The sequence below is a fragment of the Streptomyces tardus genome (assembly GCF_018101125.2).
GTDB classification, from domain to species: Bacteria; Actinomycetota; Actinomycetes; order Streptomycetales; family Streptomycetaceae; genus Streptomyces; species Streptomyces tardus.
The window spans coordinates 2,017,068-2,036,728 of record NZ_JAELVF020000001.1; the positions used below are offsets into that span (position 1 = coordinate 2,017,068).

Below are 19,661 nucleotides of genomic sequence, written 5' to 3' on the forward strand. Positions count from 1 at the left end.
GCCCCACCGGCGGCCCCACCGACGGCAATTCACACGGGCCCCACGGCACGCACGAATCCCACCACGCACACGAACCCCTCAATTCCCGCGAATCCCCGGAGTCCACAACTCCCACTCCCACTCCACAACTCGACGAGCCCACAAGGAAAACGCGCGCAACTCCGACCCCGGCGCCATCCACCAGAACGCGCAACGGTTCACAGGAATTTCCACCGCTCGCACGAAGCCACGCGAAGCCACGCGAAATCCCGCCGAAAACAGCCCCAATCACCAAACACACCCACCGAGGCGCCGACCCCTTCCATCGGCCGACATTCGCCGGACATCGAAGAACCCGCGCCCTGCAACGGGACCACCGGTCGCGCCCCCGTCTCCCCCGCCACGACCCCGTCCTACGCCGCGCCCCGGCGCACTCGAGCACACTCCCCGCACCCCACCCGTACCGCCACGACACTCGACACCGAAGCCCCGGAACAAACACCCTTGGCCAATAGCGCCGCCACCACCACCGAAACACCCAGGCGGAATTCATAACCGGAACTCCACCGTCAACTTCCCGCCGCCCCGCAAGAATTGCCGTTTCCCTGACAACAGCTCTTGCGCTCCGCTAACCTCCACCCACCACATCGGCCACCCGCTTTCGGGCGGTAGAGCATCCACGGGGGATGCGTGTACGAGGATCTCGGCTTCGAAGAACTCCTCGCAGCGGACGGGTTCTTCGCTCGACTGTTGGGGCGGTCGCCCTCGGGCGCCGACTGCAAGGCGCTGTACGGCCCCGACCTGCCCGTGGTGCTGCTCACCGGCGGGCCGGGGATGGGCAAGGGCCGGCTGCTGCGGACGGTGCACTCGCGGTTCGCCCGCCAGGTACCGGTGATCCACCTGGACTGCGCCTCACCGGTGCACTCCTTCCGGGCCGGGCCCGAGCCCGGCGCCCGCTCCGCGGTGACGGAGGCGCTGGTCGAGATCGCCACGCTCCTGCACACCTGGCGGGGCACCGGCGGGGCGTTCAGCTTCCCGCGGTGCTTCGCGGGCCTGGCCGTGATCGCGACCGGGGTCGCGACCGACACCGACGCGGCGGTCAGGGCTGAGGTCGACCGGTACGAGAAGCTGATCGAACGGCCCCGGCTGCGCGGCCTGGGGACACGCGACTTCTGGCACGGCTCGCTTCTCGGCGCCTTGCGCAAGATGCTGGAAGTGCTTGCCGGACAGACGCTCGGCCCATACGGAGCCGCCGCGCTCACCGGACTGCTCGACGTGCTCTTCGAGCGCCTGACGCCCCGCGGCGAGGCGGAACTCGCCCGCATCTACGGCGAGTACCCCGGCGCCGCCGGCCAGCCCAAGCACGGGCTGCACCGGCTCGCCGCCGACTTCCGGGCCGGCGGCGAGCGGCGGGAGGACGCGGAGCGCTTCCTCTTCCGGGCGCTGCGCGAGGACCTGGAGGCGGCGTACAACGGCCTGGGCGGCTGGCTCGGCCGCGTCGGCCGGCCCGGGCTGCTGCTCGACCACGCCGAACAGCCCCTGGGCGAAAGCCTGTTGCGGGGTGTACTCACCGACCGCCGGGACGGGCAGCGCGACCGCGTGGTGGTCGTCGGCACCGCACGCCGTGCGGACGGCGGCGACTTCCTGCACGGAGGTCTGCCGCCGAGGGAGGTGGCGACGTTCCGCCCCGCGGACGGCGTTCCGCCCGGCTGGGTCCGCCGCAGAGACCCGGAGGAGGACCGCGGGCCGCTGTCGGCCGGGGTGCTCATCCTGCGGATGCCCTTCCTCACCGGCGACCGGCTCCGCCGCGCGACCGAACGAATCCAGCTGGGCGCGGAGCGGGAGGGCGGCACCCACCGCCGCCGGGTCACCGCCGCCGTGGCCCAACTGAGCGGCGGACGGCCCCATACGGTGATCCAACTGGCCACCGCCGCCGCTGACCACCGGATGGAGACGGACGCCAACGACCGGGCCGTCCTCGACGCCGTGCTGCGCCGCCCGGACGGCGCTCCCGAGCAGCCGGTGACCGACGTCCTCCTCCAGGAGCTGGTCCTGGACCAACTGCCCGTCCAGCTGCCGGACGAGCACCACAGCCAGTGGCTCGACCTCCTCACCCACCTCTCGGCGGCCCACGATCCGGAGTGCGCGGACGTCCTCCTCCGCCACCACCAGGCCGGACGCGTCCTGCGCCTGACCGCGCACGAGGTCGCGCGGCTGCTCCACGACACCGGATGGCCCAGCTGCACACGGCACTTCATCGGAGACTTCGGCCTGCGCCAACTGCTGGTGCACCGGTTGTACGGGCTCGAACCCGACGGCGCCGCCTGGTACGCCGACCACCACCTGCTGCGCGACCACTACGCCGGCGACGAGCGCAGCGGCGGCGCGTTCCGGTCGGGGACGTCCCACCGGATGAACCACCACCTCGTCTCCGGAGGTGTGGACGACGTCGCCCGCCACCTCGCCGACACACTCCCCACCGACCCCCGCACCTGGTGCGAGGAGCTGCTGGAGATCGCCCAGGCGCCCTACCCGAGCGAAGCGGACGAACGACGCGAACGCGCCCAGGGACTCGTACGGGTGGACGGGCCGCCGCTGCGCCGCACCGTCGACCAACTGCTGCACGCCGTATGGCTGTGCGAGGAGCGCACCACCGCGACGGGCGGCGAGATGGCCCGCACACTGGAGCAGCTGCTGAGGCAGCTGTCGTCCCTCGACTTCGACGGCGCCGGGGAGTTCGGCCCGACCGCCACCGGATGGAGCCACCTGGCCGCGAACGAGCAACCGCTGCTCCGCTGCGACTGCACCGACCAGCTCGCCCGACGGAGGTAGCGACGATGCCCAGCCCTTTGCCCAGATGGAACAGGCTGCCCCGATGGGGCAAGATCCTCTACGCGCTGACGGCGACCGCGGCGCTCCTGGCCGCCCTGGTGTACGTCGTTCCCGCGCTCCAGAAGCCGGACACCTGCCACGACGGCATCGAGAAGATCGACGACCAGTGCATCGGAGTCGACGGCGCGGGCTACGACTTCGGCACACCCGAGATCAGCGCCGTCGCCGAGGCCATCGCCGCGGAGAACGAGAGGATCGCCGGCCAGCCCCATGTCACGGTGGCGGTCATGCTGCCCCTCCAGTCGCAGACGGCCGGGCTCCGACGGCAGATGCGCAGCGACCTCCAGGGCGCGTACCTGGGTCAGCGGCAGTCCAACGCGAGCGGCAGGAAGCCCATGATGCGTCTGGTGCTGGCCAACCCCGGGCGCTACTACGCCCATCAGGACAAGGTCGTGAGCACGCTCCTGGACATGTCGAAGTCCGGCAGCGACAACCTGCGGGCCGTCACCGGCTTCAACCTCAGCCTCGAAGCGACCGAGAAGGCCGTGGAGCGCCTGACGAAAAACGGAGTGCCGGTGCTGGCCTCCCGGATCACCGGGGACGACATCGCGAACGTCGAGGGAGCCGAGCAGCAGCGCTTCCCCGGCCTGGCCCGAATACTCCCCACCAACGACAACGCGGCCAAGGCCCTGGCGAGCTTCCTCGGCGAGGAGGGCCGAGAGAACGCCAGAACGGTCCTGGTGCACGACACCCGCGGGGACACCTACAACAGGTCGCTGGCCAGCGCGTTCCGCGGCATCGAGGAGACCGGCCCGGCCGGCCCCACGGACGCACCCTTCACCTCACCGTCGATCAACGAACTGGGCACGACCGGCAATCAGTTCGACCAGATCGCCAACAACATCTGCGCCTCCAAGGCCGACACCGTGTACTTCGCGGGGCGCCACACGCACCTCAAGACCTTCGCCCTCACCCTTGCCAAACAGGCCTGTGCAGACCGGCACTTCACCCTGATCAGCGGCTCCGACGCCGCCTCGCTGGCCCAGAACATGACCAAGAAGGACTGGGCGGAGCTGCGCGGTGAGGACGGCAGCGCGAAGGTGACGGTCCAGTACGCCGCTCCCGCCCACCCCGACGCCTGGGACACGGAACTGGCCGCGTGGGCCGAGAACCGGAAGAAGACCGAGGAGGGCGGCCCGAGCCCCCGCCCCCAGTACCTCGACGAACCCAAGACAGCCCTGGACAAACTCAAAAAGCTGATCGCGACCACGGCCGGAGAGGGCACCGACATCGGTTCCACACCGGATCTCGCGGACTCGCGCACCATGCTCGTCCACGACGGCGTCCTCACCGTCGGCACCGCCCTGCACAAGGTCCAGGGCACCGACGAGTCGAAGGTCCCCAGCCTCACCGACCTCAGCCAGCAGTGGTCGAAGCTCCACTCGGAACACCGCATCAAAGGAACGAGCGGCCTGATCTGCCTGACCAGCGACGGGCATCCGTACAACAAGCCCGTCTCCGTGGTGCGGCTGCATCCGGGCAAGGACGGCCGCGGAACTTTGAAGTTCGCCGGCCTGGCCTGGCCCACCGGCAAGGAACAACCGGAGAACTGCGTCATCCCCAGCGACACCCCGTAGGCACGCATCGGCCGGTCGAGACCGCGGACATCGTGGTTCCAAGCGGCCGCTGGGAAGTCGTCCACGAAGTGCCGATCAGCCGTTCTCCGGACTGATCAGCCCGTCAACGCGTCCACCGCTCCTGATCTGGTGCACCGGTCACCGCGCGAGGGCGCCGGCCCGCCCGGAACAGCAACCGCCCAAGAGCGAAATCCGAGCGACTCGAGGCGCAAGAAAACGTCGGAAGGGGCGCCCGTCTGCTGACGGTCACCCCTTCCGACGTGCTGCTTTGCCTACGTGTGCGGAGGCGGTGGGATTTGAACCCACGGTGAGGGGTTACCTCACGACGGTTTTCAAGACCGTTCCCTTCGGCCGCTCGGGCACACCTCCCGGTATCGCCGCGCGGGCGGTACGGCGACAGCTTAACTCCTCGGTCATCGGCGGGTGTCCGGCGGTTGTCGTCGCCGGGCACCCGCCGCCTGGAGGGCGTCGGGAGGGCGCCGGTCAGTCGCCGGTGCGCTTGCCGAGGGTGATGGTGGTGGTGTTCTCGTTGCCGTTGCGCTCGTACGTGAGCTTCACCTTGTTGCCCGGCTTGTAGGTCCAGATCTCGCTGATGAGCGTGGGCCCGCTGTCGATCTGGGTGTTGCCGAGCTTGGTGATGACGTCGCCGCCGCGCAGGCCCGCCTTGTCCGCGGGTCCGCCGGAGATGACGGAGTCGCTGCCGTCCTCGGCCTCCTCGATGACTTCGGCGCCCTTGCCCTGTCCGCGCATGTCGACGGTGGCGCCGATGATCGGATAGACGGGTTCGCCGGTCTCGATGAGGTTCTGGGCGACGCGTTTGGCCTGGTCGATCGGGATCGCGAAGCCCAGGCCGATGCTGCCGGCCGAGCCGCCGCCCATGCCGTCTCCTGCCGACTGGATCGCGGAGTTGACGCCGATGACGGCGCCGGAGTCGTTGAGCAGCGGGCCGCCGGAGTTGCCGGGGTTGATGGAGGCGTCGGTCTGGAGCGCGCTCATGTACGAGGCGGCGGAGCTCTCGCCGTCGCTGGAGGCGACGGGGCGCTTGAGTGCGCTGACGATTCCGGTGGTGACTGTGCCGGAGAGGCCGAACGGTGCGCCGATCGCGACCGTCGCATCGCCCACCGCCACATCGCCGGACTTGCCGAGCGGCAGCGGGGCGAGCTTGGCGTCGCCGGGGTTGCGGAGCTTGATGACGGCCACGTCGTAGCCCTCGGCACGGCCGACGACCTCGGCCTCGTACTTCTCGCCGTCGGAGAAGACGACCGTCAGCTCCGCGTCGCCGTCGCCCGCGGCCACCACGTGGTTGTTGGTCATGATGTGGCCCTGCTTGTCGAAGACGAAGCCGGTGCCGGTGCCGCCGCCCTGGGTGCCCGTCCCGCCGTTGACCTGGATGGTGACCACGCTCGGCAGCGCCTTGGAGGCGATGCCGGCCACCGAATCGGCCGCGCGGTCCCCGGCGTTGCCGGGCGCGGAGACGGTGTCGGGGGAGCTGCCGGAGGAACGGTCGGCGGCCCAGTGGCCGACGCCGCCGCCGATACCGCCGGCCAGCAGCGCGGCGGCGAGGACGGCGGCGACCAGTCCGCCGCGGCCCTTCTTGCGCTGCGGCGGCGGTACGGGCGCACCCCAGTAGTCGCCGCTGTCGCCACCGCCGCCGTACGGGCCGTTGCCGCCCTGACCGCCGTGACCGCCCTGGCCACCGGTGCCGCCCTGGCCGCCGTAGGTTCCGTCGCCGGCGTACGGGCTGTCGGCGCCGTGTGCGCCGTGCGCGCCGCCGTACGTGCCGCCGGGAACGCCTGCGCCGTACGTACCGCCCGCACCGGTGCGGGCGGTACGTACGGCGGCGCGCACGGCGCACACGGCGCCGACAGCCCGTACGCCGGCGACGGAACCTACGGCGGCCAGGGCGGCAACGGCCCGTACGGCAGCACCGGCCACTCCGGCGACAGCGGCGACTACTGGGGTGCGCCGCCCGGGGCGGGTGCGGATGGTGGGGCGGGGAGGCCGGAGTCCTCCGTACCGCAGACACCGCCACCGCCGGGCGTCGGCGTTCCGGATCCGGGCTGCTCGCCCGTACCGCCCGGCGCAGCCCCGGTCGGCGGGGGCCGTTTCGTCGCCAGGGCCCTCGTCCGACGGTCGGCCGACACCCTCGTGCTCGGTGCTCACAGCTCTCTCCTCAGGTACACGACAGTCACGCCTGGGCTGTTCACCCTAGAACCAGTCTGCGGTCAGCTTTTCCCACGGCACGTCAAGGCGGCGTAAGCCGTACGTGCCGCCGGGAACGCCTGCGCCGTACGTTCCGCCGAGGGCGCCGCCGTACGGGGGCGCACTGCGTCATCGTGCCACTTTCGTGCACCCGCGGTCGTCGGCGCGGGGCCGCAAACCCGGCCGCGCGCGGCCGGGTTTGCGGCCCCGCGCCGACGACCGCGGGTGCACGAAAGTGGCACGATGACGCAGTGCGCCCCCTTTCCGTCATCGCCCATCGAGGGGCGTCCGAGGACGCTCCCGAGCACACTCTGGCCGCCTACCGCAAAGCCATCGAGGATGGCGCCCACGCGCTGGAGTGCGACGTCCGCCTCACCGCCGACGGCCATCTGGTCTGTGTCCACGACCGCCGCGTCAATCGCGTCTCCAACGGGCGGGGCGCGGTCTCCACGCTGGAGCTCTCCGAGTTGGCGACCCTGGACTTCGGTTCCTGGAAGGACGCGGACGAGCAGCCCGAGACCGAGGACCCGGAGCGCGCCTCGGTGTTGACGCTCGACCGGCTGTTGCGCCTGGTGCGCGAGTACGCCGACGCCGGACGACCGGTGGAGCTGGCGATCGAGACCAAGCACCCGACCCGCTGGGCGGGGCAGGTCGAGGAGCGGTTGGTCGAGCTGCTCGCGGAGCACCGACTGCCCACTCCGGTACGGGTGATGAGCTTCTCCGCCCGTTCGCTGCACCGGGTGCGTGCGGCGGCACCGCATCTGCCGACCGTCTATCTGATGCAGTTCCTGCTGCCGCGCTACCGCGACGGGCGGCTCCCGGTGGGCGTCGGCATCGCGGGGCCGAGCGTGCGGATCGTCCGGAACCATCCGGAGTACGTCATCCACGCGCAGCGCGCCGGGCACCAGGTGCACGTCTGGACGGTGGACGACCCGATCGACGTCGAGCTGTGCGCACGGCTGGGAGTGGACGCGCTCATCACGAACAGACCACAACAGGTACTGTCCCAACTGTCCGACCTTGGACGCCTTTAGGGGCATTCACCCGGTCGTTTTTCCTCACTCGTCGCACAGTTGCGGACGCGTTCCGTATCAGTTCATGACGTGAGTGACAAACGTCCGTTGCCTGTCGGTTTCCCCTCGCGCCGCGAAGGGCATCCATCTTCTTGGCATGGGGCAATGAGGAGGTCTCGGGGGTGGCGTTCGTAATGGCACAGGAAGTGCCGGCTTCGTCAACCATGGCCGTGCCCTATGGACCAATGGGCGTCGGTCTGGCGCGGCGGCGTATGCGCGAAGAACTACGGGCACATGGCGCGCCCGACAGCGTGGTGGACGACGCACTGCTCATCCTCTCCGAGCTGCTGAGCAACTCCTGCCGCCATGCGTCCCCTCTCCCTCCCGACGACTCGGTGCGCGCGGACTGGGCGCACACCTCCGACGGGCGTCTGACCATTTCTGTCACGGACGGCGGCGGTCCCACCAGACCTCTTCCAGCCACACCGTCGGTGAGCGCACACGGCGGCAGGGGGCTCTCGATCATCACCTCGCTCGCGCGGGACTGGGGAGTCGAGGACCGCGGCGAGGACGGCAGCGTCACCGTGTGGGCCGTGGTCGCCCCGCAGAGCATCTCGCCGAGCGCACGGCTGACCGGTCGGGGCCTCCCCGGGCTGCCCGGCGGCCTCGGCCTGCGAGGCGGCGGGCGCGGCGGGCTGCGCGCGATGGCGCCGGGCAGCGGCCGGGCGAGGCACTCGGCGCGGGCCCACGGCGGCGTACGGGCGTCCGGCAGGCCGGATGCGGGAAGGGCCGAGCCGGGAAGGGCCGAGCCGGCCAGACCGGAGGCCCGTCCCGAATCCGCGCTGGAGACCGAGGCGTTGGAGTCACTGGAGGGGCTGGAGGAGTTCACCGGCTTCGACGAGCCGTCGGCCCGCACTCAGCGGCGCGGCACTCCCGGCGGGCGCAACTCCGGGCCCCAACACGGCACTTCGGGACCGCACGGCGCTCCGGGGCACCACGGCTGACCACGGCCGGCCCCCTCGGACGCCGGCGCCCGGGGGCCGGCGGGCGTGCGCAGGTGCGTCAGCCTTCGGTTGCGGTCGTTCAGATACCGCAGCACGGGCGGCAGCCGGTGCCCTAAGCTCGCGCGCGACAGCGTTCGCACGACACGGAGACTCGCGCCATGGCCAAGAAGCGTCGCCCCCAGTCCAAGGCTGCCAAGCCTCAACTCGCCGACGGGGAGGTCGCGGTCGTCGGTGCGCGCGAGCCCTGCCCCTGCGGTTCGGGCCGTCGATACAAGGCCTGTCACGGTCGCGACGCGTCCCACGCCGCGACCGAGCTGGTGCGCCGCCCCTTCGAGGGCCTGGCGGGCGAGTGCGACTGGGTCGCCATGCGCGAGCTGGTGCCGGCCGCGACCGCTTCACTGACGCTTCGCGACGGCCTCCCGGAGGGCGTCCCCTCGGTGACGCTCGCCACCGTCCTCCCGCTCGCCTGGCCGGGCCTGCGGCGCGACGACGGCAGCGTCCTGGTCGGCATCCAGAACGACACCCCTTCCGGTGACATCAGCCGCGACCTCGCCGATGTGCTGCTGCGCGGCCTGACCGCCGACCCGGGCAGCCCGATCGTCACCGGTCGGCCGCCGGTCGACGCCCCGCGCCTCCAGGACGTGCTGGACGCGCAGGTGCAGTTGGTGCCCGAGGTGCACACCGGCTTCGAGTTCTGGCTGGGCGACGCCGAGGACGCCTCGGGCGAGGTCGCCGCGTCGCTGGAGCGCGCCAACTCCGCCGCGCTGCCCACCCTTCGCCTCGGGGGCGTCGAGGCCGCCTACTGGTGCGAGACCCCGGAGAAGAACCATCTGCGCTGGGTCATGCCGCACGGCGAGGAAGAGCTGCTCGACGCTCTCTCGCGGCTGCACGCGGCGGGCGCCTCGTCGCTGGGCGAGGACACCCGCCTGGTCGGCTCGTTCCGCGCGCACGGGCTGCTCGTCCCGGTGTGGGACCTCCCGAGCGCGATGACCGCCGAAGAGTGCGAGAAGCCTGCCGCCGCCTTCCAGGAGCGGCTGACCGAGGCTCTCGGCAGTACCGTGCCGCTGACCGCCGAGGAGCGCAAGTCCCGCAGCGGGCTGATGAATCGGCAGATCACCCTCAGCTGACCGGGCGCGATTCAAGTCGATTACACCTGTCACGAACTCCCGGCCATACTCCGCGGGAACTCGTGACGCTTATCACAAGAAGCCATTCAGGCCCGGGAATCGGCAGGGGAATTGGCGCTCAGGAATTTGCCTGAGCCCAATCTCTTGTTACCGTTTCCGAAGCCCGATCGCTGGTGCATCCCCCGTCGCCAGCGATCGGGCGTTGCCATTTCCCGGCCGAGTGTGTGCCGGGTACCTGTCGGCTTTCCACGGGGTCGGGCCCGGATTCCCACCGGGTTCCCGCGCGAGCGACCTTCTGGCGCCGGATGCCGGGGTGCGCCGTACGTGGTGTACCTCCGCAGCGCTGCGCCCGCGCGTGGCGGCGCGGGGCACGTCCCGCCTGGACCGCTTCCCGACGCCGAACCTGCCGCGGCACGGCTCACCGCACTGCCCGTGGCACGGCTCACGGCGCCGCCCGCGGACTCAACGCGGCTGTCCCCCGGCGGGGTTGCTGCCGGCGCGCACCAGCATGCGTTCGGCGTCGGCGGTGGCGATCTCGGCGATCGCCGTATAGGGCTCCTCGTGTTCCAAAGGGTGCACGGTGCGTTCGCGGGGAGTTTCACAGCTGCCGGGATTACCGGAAGCCGGGAGTTCACAGTTCATCTGAAGCGTCCTGCCGTCCGGACGCAGCAGTGTCAGCACTCCCATTAGCGGGGCGCCGCTCGTATTGCGGTAGTAGGTGCGGCCCCGGGTGTGGTCCTCTTCTTCCAGTACGCATGTCTGGGCCACAACCCACTCGCGGAGTTCGATCTCCGGGCCGCACCGGGCGGTGGGTCCGGCAGCCGGTTCGGGCCCGGCAGCCGGTTCGGCGACCGGATCCGGCCCGCGGCCCCCGGCGGCAGCGGGTACGGGTTCTCGATCGCCGGCGGAGGGGCCCGCGGGCTCCGGCTCCTGCGGCGTGCGCCGTCCCCCCGAGCCGTCCAGCGGGCCGCGCAACGGCACGCCCGGTCGGCCGTGGATCGACTCGACCCCGGCCGCTCCCGGAGGCCGGGCCTCCTCACGCGGCACGTCGGCGGGCCCCGCGCTCGCCGCGGTCAGCGGCAGCACGGCGGACAGTGCGACGGCCGCGGAGAGGGCGGCCAGGCGTACTCGGGAGAAGCGCCGCTGTGGCGCGTGCTTCGGCGGAGGCATGCGGCGAACATACGGGCCGGCGGAAGTGCCGTTCGCCCGCTTCCGCCCGTTGCACGACAAGTCGCGCGGCTTCCCACCCCTTTGAGTGACGGACGCCGCAACACCCGTACACCGGCGCCCGCTTGGGCTCCGGGTCAGTACGTCAACCTGTCGCCGCCCTCCGGCGCGGTCGCGCTGGCCTCGACGAGGACGTCCAGCAACGTGGCCGTGTGCGGGAGGTACGGCGTGCGCGCCCCGCGCGGAGTCAGCGGCGGGCGCTCCCAGCTCACCCGGCCACCCGTCGTCGACGAGGGCGGCAGGGCGATGTAGCCGCCCTCCGAGTGGAAGCGCAGCGAACTGGGCACATGGTCCAACGCGTACAGCAGCTCGCCGAGTTCGGCCAGCCCGTACGGCTGGACCAGCAGCGCCCAGCGCGTCGGCCCGGCCACCACGGGGCCGGTGCGGATGCCCCGGGCGTCGAGGGTGCGCAGCGCCGCCGCTCCCGCGCCCGCCGGAAGGCTGAGCGCACACGGCGCCCGCCCCCCGGTCGCGAGGATCACGGAAGCGTGCGGCCGGGTGCTCCACCACCAGCGGATCATCCGGGCGTCGGTGGTGGCGGCGAGCAGGTCCGGGTCGTACGGATGGGCGCCCGGCACCACGCAGTCCGCCCGGCCGCATTCGCAGCCGACGTCCGCGCCCGGGTCGCTCTCCGCCTCCGCCGAACCCCTGCCGGCCGCCGCGGCGAGGCGTGCGCGCACACCGCGAGCCGCGGACCGCTGCGCACCGCCGGAGCCGCCGGAGGAACGGGAGGAGCTGCCGGAGGAACGGGAGGAGCTGCCGGAGCCGTATCGGCCGACGGGCTCACGCAGTTCCGCCCCGGGCACCACCGGCCAGTCCCACTGGGTGGCGGTGGTGAGGACGGCGGACCGCCGTGCCCAGCGGCCGAGGCGCTGCCTTCCGGGGATCTCACGCATGAGCGCTCATCCTTTCCGTTGGTCGCGGACCGTTCGCGGGGCCGGTGCACGCCGTACGGACGTGGTGCCGTGTCGACTTGCTGACTCACCGGCGTGCGCGAACAGTACGCAGGGCGTACAGGACCTTCCAGACGTACCGCGTTCAGAGTGGTGCAACGAGCGCGAAGTTCACATTCTTCTCGAAACCGACCGCAAGCATCGGTCCACCGCGAGTGGATCTCGTGTCACTGTGCGTACGGAGCAGCGCATCATGCTCGGGGCCGAGCGCGGAACCTGGCGGGAGGTGGCGCATCCTGGCGTCGCGCGTGCTCCCCGCTGTGCGTTGCGCGTGTGCTTCCGATCGTGGCGATCTCTGCTCGCCACTGCTGAACCAGTCGCCCTCGACTCCCGATTGAGACGCACGGGACCGGGATCGGGTTCCCCTGCGGGGAGGTCTACCCCCGCAGCGCACCCGTGTCCACGCTCTCCGCACACCCGCCGGGGGTGCCCGGACGACGTCCCGGATGTCGTTGCGCTGCCGAACGAATCCAGTCGACCTCGTTTTGGCGCAACTGGGGTACTTTTCACGCCAAGTTGCGGGAGACTCGGCTTGTCACTCCCCACCGCCGGAACGCGCCTGGGCACCATCGCCCGGATCACAATATTGCTGGACATTCTCTGACCAGTGCGTGTACTTCTGGAGGCACTGGTAGCAGAGCAGCACTACATGGGGGTTTGCGATGCTAGTGACAGATACGCCCTCCGGCGAAAGCCGCTGCTCATGACAACGCACCATCTGCCAAAAGTGGCTGGAATCAGTTCTTCTCTACCCAGGGCGGAGCACACTAACCCGCCTTCTCCCACGGCAGGTTCGGCACAGGGCAGTACGCACGAGCGAATCGCCGAGTCCGAAAACGTTCGTGCCGACCCGGGCCACCCCGACGACCGCGCGTACGGCTCGGCGGACGCCCCGCACACTCCGTACGCCGACGCCCCCACGCCCGTTGAGCAGTTGGCCGCCGCGCAGGACCGGCTGGCCGGCTGGATCTCCGACCTCACCACCCTGCACGAGCTCACCGAAGGCCTCGTCCGCGCCACCACGCTGGAGGACGCACTGCACGAGACGCTGCGCGGGGGCGCGGTACTGGTCGGCGCGCAGCGGGGACTGATCGTGCTGGCACCCGCCGACGGGCTGGGCCCGGACCGGACGCTGGGGCTGGGTCTGGGCAGGGCCGACATCGGCCAGATCGAGACCGTCACCGACAGCTCCGCCTTCTACGGACGGTTGTTGGAGGGGCTGCCCGAGCCGGGTCGGCCGGAGGAGATCAGCCACCCCGACATCGCCGGGCAGGACGAACTCGACCCGCGCCACCGCGAGGTGGCCGCCCGGCTCGGCTATGCGGCGAGCTACGCCGTACCGCTGCACGCGGCGCTGCTCGGCCCCGCACCCGGGGCCGCCGCCGAGAGCACCGACGAGCCCACCACCGGGCCCACCGACGAGAGCACCGCCACGGCTGCCGGGCCGACGACATCGCCCGGGCTGTCGAGCGCCACGTCGACCGGTACCGGCACCGCGCCCGTCCCCACCCGCAGCGTCCCGGACAGTGCCCACCCGGTAAACCCCGACCCGCACCCCCGAGCCGCCAGCGGCATCGGCGTCGGCACCGACGCGGCAACCCACCCCGCCGCCCTGCCGCCCGAAACCCACACCCCGGCCAGCACCGCCACGGCCCGTCCACCGCGTTCCCGTGCCGAACGGGGCGGGGGGCCGGCTCGGTGCGGTGGTCTGGCTGTACGACGAGCCGGCGGCTCCCACCGAGCGGCAACGCCATCTGCTGGGCCTCTACCTCCAGTGCGCCGCCGAGCACCTCGCCCGGCGGCTGTCCCTGTTCCGGGCCGAGTCCGCGCTGGCCGCCGTGCAGGAGGAGCTGCTGCCCGCCAGGCTGCCCCGGGTGCCCGGAGTACGGCTGGCGGTACGGCACTTCGCCGGTCCGCACGGCGGTGGCGACTGGTACGACGTGCTGCCGCTCCCCGAAGCCGCGCTCGGCCTCTCGGTCGGCGGGGTCACCGGTTCGGGGCCGGGTGCCGTTGCCGCGATGGGACGGCTGCGCGCCTCGCTGCGGGCGTACGCCGTCATGGAGGGCGAGGACCCGGTGGCCGTGCTGTCGGATCTGGAGCTGCTGATGCGGCTGACCGAGCCGGCGCGCTCGGCGACCGCGCTCTTCGGGTACGCCGAACCGGCCTCGCGGAAGATCGTGATCGCCGGTGCCGGCCACTGTCCGCCGCTGATCGTGGGTCCGCGGCGGTGCGAGTTCGTGGAGACGACGCTGTCGGCGCCGCTGGGCATGCTGGCCTGCTGGGAGGCGCCCAGCGTGGAGGTGCGGCCGGAGGCCGGCGAGACGCTCCTGCTCTACACGGACGGGTTGCTGCGGCGCACCGGCGAGTCGATGGACCGCGCCTTCAGTCGGCTGCACTCCGCCGCGTCGACGGCCGCACCGGACGTGAGGGACGATCCGGACGCCCTCGTCGACCATGTGTTGCACAAGGTGCTCGGCCGGCAGCGCTGCGAGGAGCCGCACCCCGAGGACGTCGTCCTCCTCGCGGCCCGTTTCTGAGCCCGGAGCCCGGCGGGCCGCGCCGGCCGCGGCGCCCAACGCCGGGCCCGTACAAGGGGTTTGGCGGCGGCGTGGGCCCTGCGCCGCCGCACGCCGCGGCGGCGGGGCGCCTGCGGCAGGGTGAGCTTCGCGGGAACGCTCGTACGATGGGCAGCGGTTCCAGTCCGTACGCAAGGAGGCAGCGACGTGGCCGAGCAGCAGTCACCGGAGACCCCGGCAGACGAGCAGCCGATCAAACAGCGGAAGAACGGTCTGTACGGGGGCGTTTCCGACGAGCTCGCGGAGAACATGCGCTCGGGTTGGGCGGACACCGAGCTGCACGGCCTCGAACCGATCGAGCAGGCCGGGCAGACGGCCGGCCGCCGCGCAAAGCTCTCCGCCCAGTTCCCCGGCGAGCGCCTCGTGATCCCCGCGGGCAACCTCAAGACCCGTTCCAACGACACGGAGTACGCGTTCCGCTCCTCGGTCGAGTACACCTACCTCACCGGTGACCAGACCGAGAACGGCGTCCTGGTGCTGGAGCCGCAGGACGGCGGCCGGGCGCACGACGCCACGCTCTACCTGCTGCCGCGCTCCGACCGGGAGAACGGCGAGTTCTGGCTGGACGGCCAGGGCGAGCTGTGGGTCGGCCGCCGTCACAGCCTGGCCGAGGCCGAGCAGCTCTACGGCATCCCCTGCTCCGACGTCCGCGACCTCACCGGAGAGCTGGGCGCCGCGGCCGGGCCGGTCCGGGTGGTGCGCGGCCACGACGCCGGTGTCGAGGCGGCGCTGGCCGGCAGCGCCACAGCCGACGGCGACGAGGAGCTGCGCGGCTTCCTCTCCGAGATGCGGCTGGTCAAGGACGCCTTCGAGGTCGCCGAGCTGCAGAAGGCCGTGGACTCCACGGTGCGCGGCTTCGAGGACGTCGTGAAGGTGCTGGACCGGGCGGAGGCCACCTCCGAGCGGTACATCGAGGGCACCTTCTTCCTCCGCGCCCGCGTCGAGGGCAACGACATCGGCTACGGCTCGATCTGCGCCGCCGGTCCGCACGCCACCACCCTGCACTGGGTGCGCAACGACGGGGCGGTGCGCTCCGGCGAGCTGCTGCTGCTGGACGCCGGCGTGGAGACGCACAGCCTCTACACGGCGGACGTCACCCGCACCATGCCGATCAACGGCCGTTTCGACGACCTCCAGCGCAAGATCTACGACGCGGTGTACGACGCGCAGGAGGCGGGCATCGCCGCCGTCCGGCCCGGCGCGAAGTACCTCGACTTCCACCACGCCTCCCAGCGCGTCCTCGCCGAACGCCTGGTGGAGTGGGGCCTGTTGGAGGGCCCGGTGGAGAGGGTGCTGGAGCTGGGCCTCCAGCGGCGCTGGTCGCTGCACGGCACCGGCCACATGCTCGGCATGGACGTGCACGACTGCGCGGTGGCCCGGCGCGAGACGTACGCGGACGGGACCCTGGAGCCCGGCATGTGCCTGACGGTCGAGCCCGGGCTCTACTTCCAGCCGGACGATCTGACGGTCCCCGAGGAGTACCGCGGCATCGGCGTGCGGATCGAGGACGACATCCTCGTGACGGAGGACGGCAACCGCAACATGTCCGACGGCCTCCCGCGCCGTTCGCAGGACGTGGAGGAGTGGATGGCCCGGCTGAAGGGCTGACTCCCTTCCCGCTCCCCGGCTCCGAAGGGCCGGGCGCGAGTCCGCGGACGCCTCGGCCGCCGCTGACTCCGCGCCCGGCCTTCGCCGTCGCCGGCGCGGCCGGGTCTCGCAGCCCGCAGCCTGCAGCCCGCACCAAGACTTACCTGGGTCTTTTCCAACTCCATGCGTTTGCTTTGCCATGTCCGGAAGCGGCCCCCGGCATAGTGGATCGCATGCTAAGCAACGGACTCGCCCCCTGGCACCTGCTTCTGCTGGTGCTCGTCGCGGTTGTCGTGTTCGGCTCCAGCAGGCTGCCGGGAGCGGCACGCGGCCTGGGTCAGGCACTGCGCATCCTCAAGTCGGAGGTCGGCGCGACCAAGTCCCAGCCGGACACCGCCGCGAGCCGGCCGGCCGAGGAGCAGCAGCTCAAGCCGCCGCCCGCGGGCGAGTCCGCCGCCCGCTGAGCCGACACCACGCGTAGACGCGCGGCCCGCATCTGTTCGTACGACCACGAGCGCCCCGCCCGTACGCACGCGCACGCCCCTCGACGGGCGCCCCGCCCCCGTCGACCCGCACCGGAACAGCTCCGCCCCGCTCTCCCGGGGAGGAAAGAAAGCGTCCTCGTCCCGTGCCCACGCACCGGACGAGGACGCTTTCGTGTCCGCTCCTCGGTTGCGCCCGGGCCGGTCGGCTCTGCGTCCGGCCCGGGCGTCGGCTAGCTCTTCGCCACCGCGGTCGCACCGGTGCCGCGGTCGGCGACCAGCGGGCCGGTCAGCCGGACGATGAGGTCGTCCAGGCTGATGAGCCCGACCAGGCGGGCCTCGGCGTCCCGGATGACCGCGAGCGAGGCCCTGCGCTGGCGCAGTTGCTCGATCGCGTGGGCGGTGGTGTCGCCGGGCGAGAGCTCGGGCACCGGCCGGGCGAGCATTCCGGCGGTGGTCTGCCGTCCCCTCGACCGCGCCACCATGGCGTCCCTGGCGTGCACGGAGCCGAGCACCCGGTCGCCATCGCGCACCAGCAGCCGCGTCAGATCGTGCTCGGCCGCCGCGGCGAGCAGCGTGTCCACGTCCGACTCCGGCGTGACCGAGTGGATGCGGACGGCCGCCACCATCAGCTCGCCGACCTCGGTCTGCGGTTCCGTGAGGCTGCGGGTGAGCAGCGTGGAGTCGTCCCGGCTGATCAGGCCCAGCCGCGAGGACTCGGTGATCAGATGCGTCAGCTGCTCCCGGTTGTGCACCGAGGTCAGCTCCTCGCGGGGGGTGACGCGGCACATCCGCACCAGCCCGTTGCTGATCTTGTTGAGCACCCAGATCAGCGGACGCACGAAGGTGGTGATCGCGCGGAACGGCGGTGCGAGCAGCATCGCCGAACTCTCCGGGTGGGCGATGGCCCAGGACTTCGGCGCCATCTCACCGAGGACCATGTGCAGGAAGACGACCACGATCATCGCGAGGATGAACGCGACCACATAGCTGAGCGAAGTGGGCAGTCCGGCCGAGACCAGCAGCGGGTCCAGCTGGTGCGAGATCGCCGGCTTGGAGATGCTTCCCAGCCCCAACGTGCAGACGGTGATGCCGAGTTGGGCGCCGGCGAGCATCAGCGAGAGCTCCCGCATACCGGCCAGCGCGGATTTGGCGCCGCGCTTCTTCTCGGCCGCGGCCTGCTCCATGCGGTGGTGCTTGGCAGCGACGAGCGCGAACTCGGCGGCGACGAAGAACCCGCTGCCGACCAGCAGCAGCAGGGTGATGAAAGTTGCCGTCAGGGGGCTCATGCGACTTCCTCCCGCGTGGCCGGTGCGCCGTGGGTGGCGATCCGTACCCGGCCGGGAACGTGGCGGTCGAGCGTCACGACCTCGATCTCCGCCGTACCGGTCTCGGGCAGATCCAGACTCAGCCGGTCACCGATCGTCGGGAAGCGGCCGAGCCGGTCGATGACGAGCCCGGCGACGGTGTCGTAGTCCTCGTCCTCGGGCAGTACGACGCCGGTGGCCTCGGCCACCTCGTCGAGCCTGCGGTGGGCGTCCACCAGCCAGCGGTCGCCCAGCGCGACCGCGACCTCGACGACCCGGTCGGACTCGTCGTTGATCTCGCCCACCAGCTCCTCGGCGATGTCCTCGAAGGTGATGATGCCGGCGAGTCCGCCGTGCTCGTCCAGCACGACCGCGAACTCGTCGCCCTGCTCCTCCAGTTGGCGCACCGCGTCGGGCAGCGGCAGGGTCTCCGGCAGCAGCAGCGCCGGCCTGGCCAGCTCGCCCGCGGTGACCTCGGCGATCCGGTCGGCGTCCACGCGCATCAGCTCCCGTACGCCGATCAACCCGACGATGTCGTCGGGCCGTTCGCCGTGCACGGGGTAGGTGGAGTGGCCGTAGCGGGCGATCAGCTCCACCGCGTCCGCGGCCGGTGCGGCGGCGGCCAGGTAGGCGACGTCCACCCGCGGCACCATCGTCTCGCCGACGGTGCGCTCGCCGAACTCGAGTACGTGGTCGATGAGTTCGGCGGTGTGCTGGGGAAGGTGGCCGTGCTCGTGGGAGGTGTCCACGAGGTGGCCGAGCTCTTCCAGGGTGGCGCCGTGGTGCAGCTCCTCGACCGGCTCGATGCCCACTCTGCGCAGGATTCTGTTGGCCGAGTTGTCGAAGATGCGGATGAGCGGCCCGGCGACCTTGAGGTACGCCAGGGTGGAGGGTGCCAGCGACTTGGCGAGCCGTTCGGGGATCGCCAGTGCCAGGTTCTTCGGCGCGAGCTCGCCGAGCACCATCTGCAGCACGGTGGCGGAGACGAAGGCGAGTGTCAGCGCTACGCCGCCCACCGCCGCGTCGGGCACACCGATTCCGGTGAGCATCGGGCGCAGCAGCTCCGCGAGCGCGGGCTCTGCGAGGAAGCCGACGATGAGGCCGGTGACCGTGATGCCGAGCTGTGCGCCGGAAAGCATGAAGGAAAGCCTGCCGAGCACCTTGAGGGCCCGCGCGGCGCGCTTGTCGCCCGCGTCGGCGTCACGCGCGAGCGCGACCCGGTCGGCGGCGACGTAAGCGAATTCCTGAGCAACGAAATAGCCGGTGCCCGCGGTGAGCACGACAACCGCGAGCAGACCCAGAACGGCGTTCACCGCTCACCACCCGGAACGCCCGAAGGGCCGGCGCTGCGACGGGGGAGCGGCGAGGACGTCTGCCGGAGTCCGTGCCACCCCCGATCCGCGAGCCGCGTTCCGCGGTGTCCGAGTGGACCGTCCGGAAGCTTCGGGAGAGGTGTGGCACGGCTGATACTGGGAGGTTCGCCCATGATGGGTCTGGAACTCCTTTCGAACGCGGATGCACCCACTGTGGTGCTCCTGGTGAAAAGCATCGTAAAGGAGCAGCAAAGACTTCGGCAGAGCTCACGGGTGTTGTCTGCGCGATTGCGATCACCCTCCGCATTGTGTTGTTCACTGTCACAACATGCAGGTCAACTACTTGATTAGGGGACTCCCGCAGATCGTTGCGCTATTGGTACTGTCAGCTCGCCGTACTCAGCCTCGCGCCATTCGCGAGG

The 19,661-nt window shown here is 71.5% G+C and carries 12 protein-coding genes, 1 tRNA gene and 1 pseudogene; 8 read left to right on the forward strand and 6 right to left on the reverse strand.

Annotated features, from left to right (window positions below):
- Nucleotides 1-669: 669 nt before the first annotated feature.
- Nucleotides 670-2,811, forward strand: a complete 2,142-nt coding sequence (locus tag JGS22_RS08700) for a hypothetical protein (protein WP_211042751.1) — start codon at nt 670-672, stop codon at nt 2,809-2,811.
- 5 nt (nt 2,812-2,816) lie between these two features.
- The gene (locus JGS22_RS08705) at nt 2,817-4,448 is read left to right on the forward strand and encodes a type 1 periplasmic-binding domain-containing protein (protein WP_211042749.1); all 1,632 of its coding nucleotides are present in this window, start codon (nt 2,817-2,819) and stop codon (nt 4,446-4,448) included.
- 281 nt (nt 4,449-4,729) lie between these two features.
- Here JGS22_RS08705 and JGS22_RS08710 read toward each other — a convergent pair.
- Nucleotides 4,730-4,817, reverse strand: a tRNA-Ser gene (locus tag JGS22_RS08710).
- Nucleotides 4,818-4,931: 114 nt separating this feature from the next.
- Nucleotides 4,932-6,611 (reverse strand): S1C family serine protease, encoded by a 1,680-nt coding sequence (locus tag JGS22_RS08715; RefSeq protein WP_308405577.1) that lies wholly within the window; start codon nt 6,609-6,611, stop codon nt 4,932-4,934.
- Nucleotides 6,612-6,901: 290 nt separating this feature from the next.
- Here JGS22_RS08715 and JGS22_RS08720 point away from each other — a divergent pair, with 290 nt between their 5' ends.
- The 3 genes from JGS22_RS08720 to JGS22_RS08730 all read left to right on the forward strand — a co-directional run bounded on the left by JGS22_RS08720 (nt 6,902) and on the right by JGS22_RS08730 (nt 9,794).
- Nucleotides 6,902-7,684: a glycerophosphodiester phosphodiesterase gene (locus JGS22_RS08720; RefSeq protein WP_211043339.1), complete on the forward strand. Its 783-nt coding sequence runs from the start codon at nt 6,902-6,904 to the stop codon at nt 7,682-7,684.
- Nucleotides 7,685-7,845: 161 nt separating this feature from the next.
- Entirely contained in the window at nt 7,846-8,667 is an 822-nt protein-coding gene (locus tag JGS22_RS27350) for an ATP-binding protein (RefSeq protein ID WP_372454207.1), read from the forward strand.
- Between the two features lie 158 nt (nt 8,668-8,825).
- The gene (locus tag JGS22_RS08730) at nt 8,826-9,794 is read left to right on the forward strand and encodes a DUF5926 family protein (RefSeq protein WP_211043341.1); all 969 of its coding nucleotides are present in this window, start codon (nt 8,826-8,828) and stop codon (nt 9,792-9,794) included.
- A gap of 462 nt (nt 9,795-10,256) precedes the next feature.
- Here the strand turns inward: JGS22_RS08730 and JGS22_RS08735 are convergent, their stop codons facing one another.
- Together JGS22_RS08735 and JGS22_RS08740 are read right to left on the reverse strand one after the other, a co-directional pair.
- Nucleotides 10,257-10,964 carry a hypothetical protein gene (locus JGS22_RS08735; protein WP_211043350.1) on the reverse strand — a complete coding sequence of 236 codons (708 nt, stop codon included), beginning with the start codon at nt 10,962-10,964 and terminating at the stop codon, nt 10,257-10,259.
- Nucleotides 10,965-11,098: 134 nt separating this feature from the next.
- Nucleotides 11,099-11,917, reverse strand: a complete 819-nt coding sequence (locus tag JGS22_RS08740) for a bifunctional DNA primase/polymerase (RefSeq protein ID WP_211043352.1) — start codon at nt 11,915-11,917, stop codon at nt 11,099-11,101.
- Nucleotides 11,918-12,677: 760 nt separating this feature from the next.
- Here JGS22_RS08740 and JGS22_RS27355 point away from each other — a divergent pair.
- The 3 genes and pseudogenes from JGS22_RS27355 to JGS22_RS08760 all read left to right on the forward strand — a co-directional run bounded on the left by JGS22_RS27355 (nt 12,678) and on the right by JGS22_RS08760 (nt 16,601).
- Nucleotides 12,678-14,511 (forward strand): annotated as a pseudogene (locus JGS22_RS27355) (PP2C family protein-serine/threonine phosphatase).
- A 186-nt stretch (nt 14,512-14,697) separates the two neighbouring features.
- A complete protein-coding gene (locus JGS22_RS08755; RefSeq protein ID WP_211042245.1) occupies nt 14,698-16,158 on the forward strand; it encodes an aminopeptidase P family protein in 1,461 nt (486 codons plus the stop codon).
- Nucleotides 16,159-16,370: 212 nt separating this feature from the next.
- The gene (locus tag JGS22_RS08760; RefSeq protein WP_211042246.1) at nt 16,371-16,601 is read left to right on the forward strand and encodes a twin-arginine translocase TatA/TatE family subunit; all 231 of its coding nucleotides are present in this window, start codon (nt 16,371-16,373) and stop codon (nt 16,599-16,601) included.
- 251 nt (nt 16,602-16,852) lie between these two features.
- On the opposite strand, the gene JGS22_RS08765 is transcribed toward JGS22_RS08760, so the two are convergent.
- A complete protein-coding gene (locus JGS22_RS08765) occupies nt 16,853-17,908 on the reverse strand; it encodes a hemolysin family protein (protein WP_211042247.1) in 1,056 nt (351 codons plus the stop codon).
- Nucleotides 17,905-19,239, reverse strand: coding sequence for a hemolysin family protein (locus tag JGS22_RS08770; RefSeq protein WP_211042248.1), 1,335 nt, complete (start codon nt 19,237-19,239; stop codon nt 17,905-17,907). The genes JGS22_RS08765 and JGS22_RS08770 overlap by 4 nt, the downstream gene beginning before the upstream one ends.
- Between the last annotated feature and the right edge of the window lie 422 nt (nt 19,240-19,661).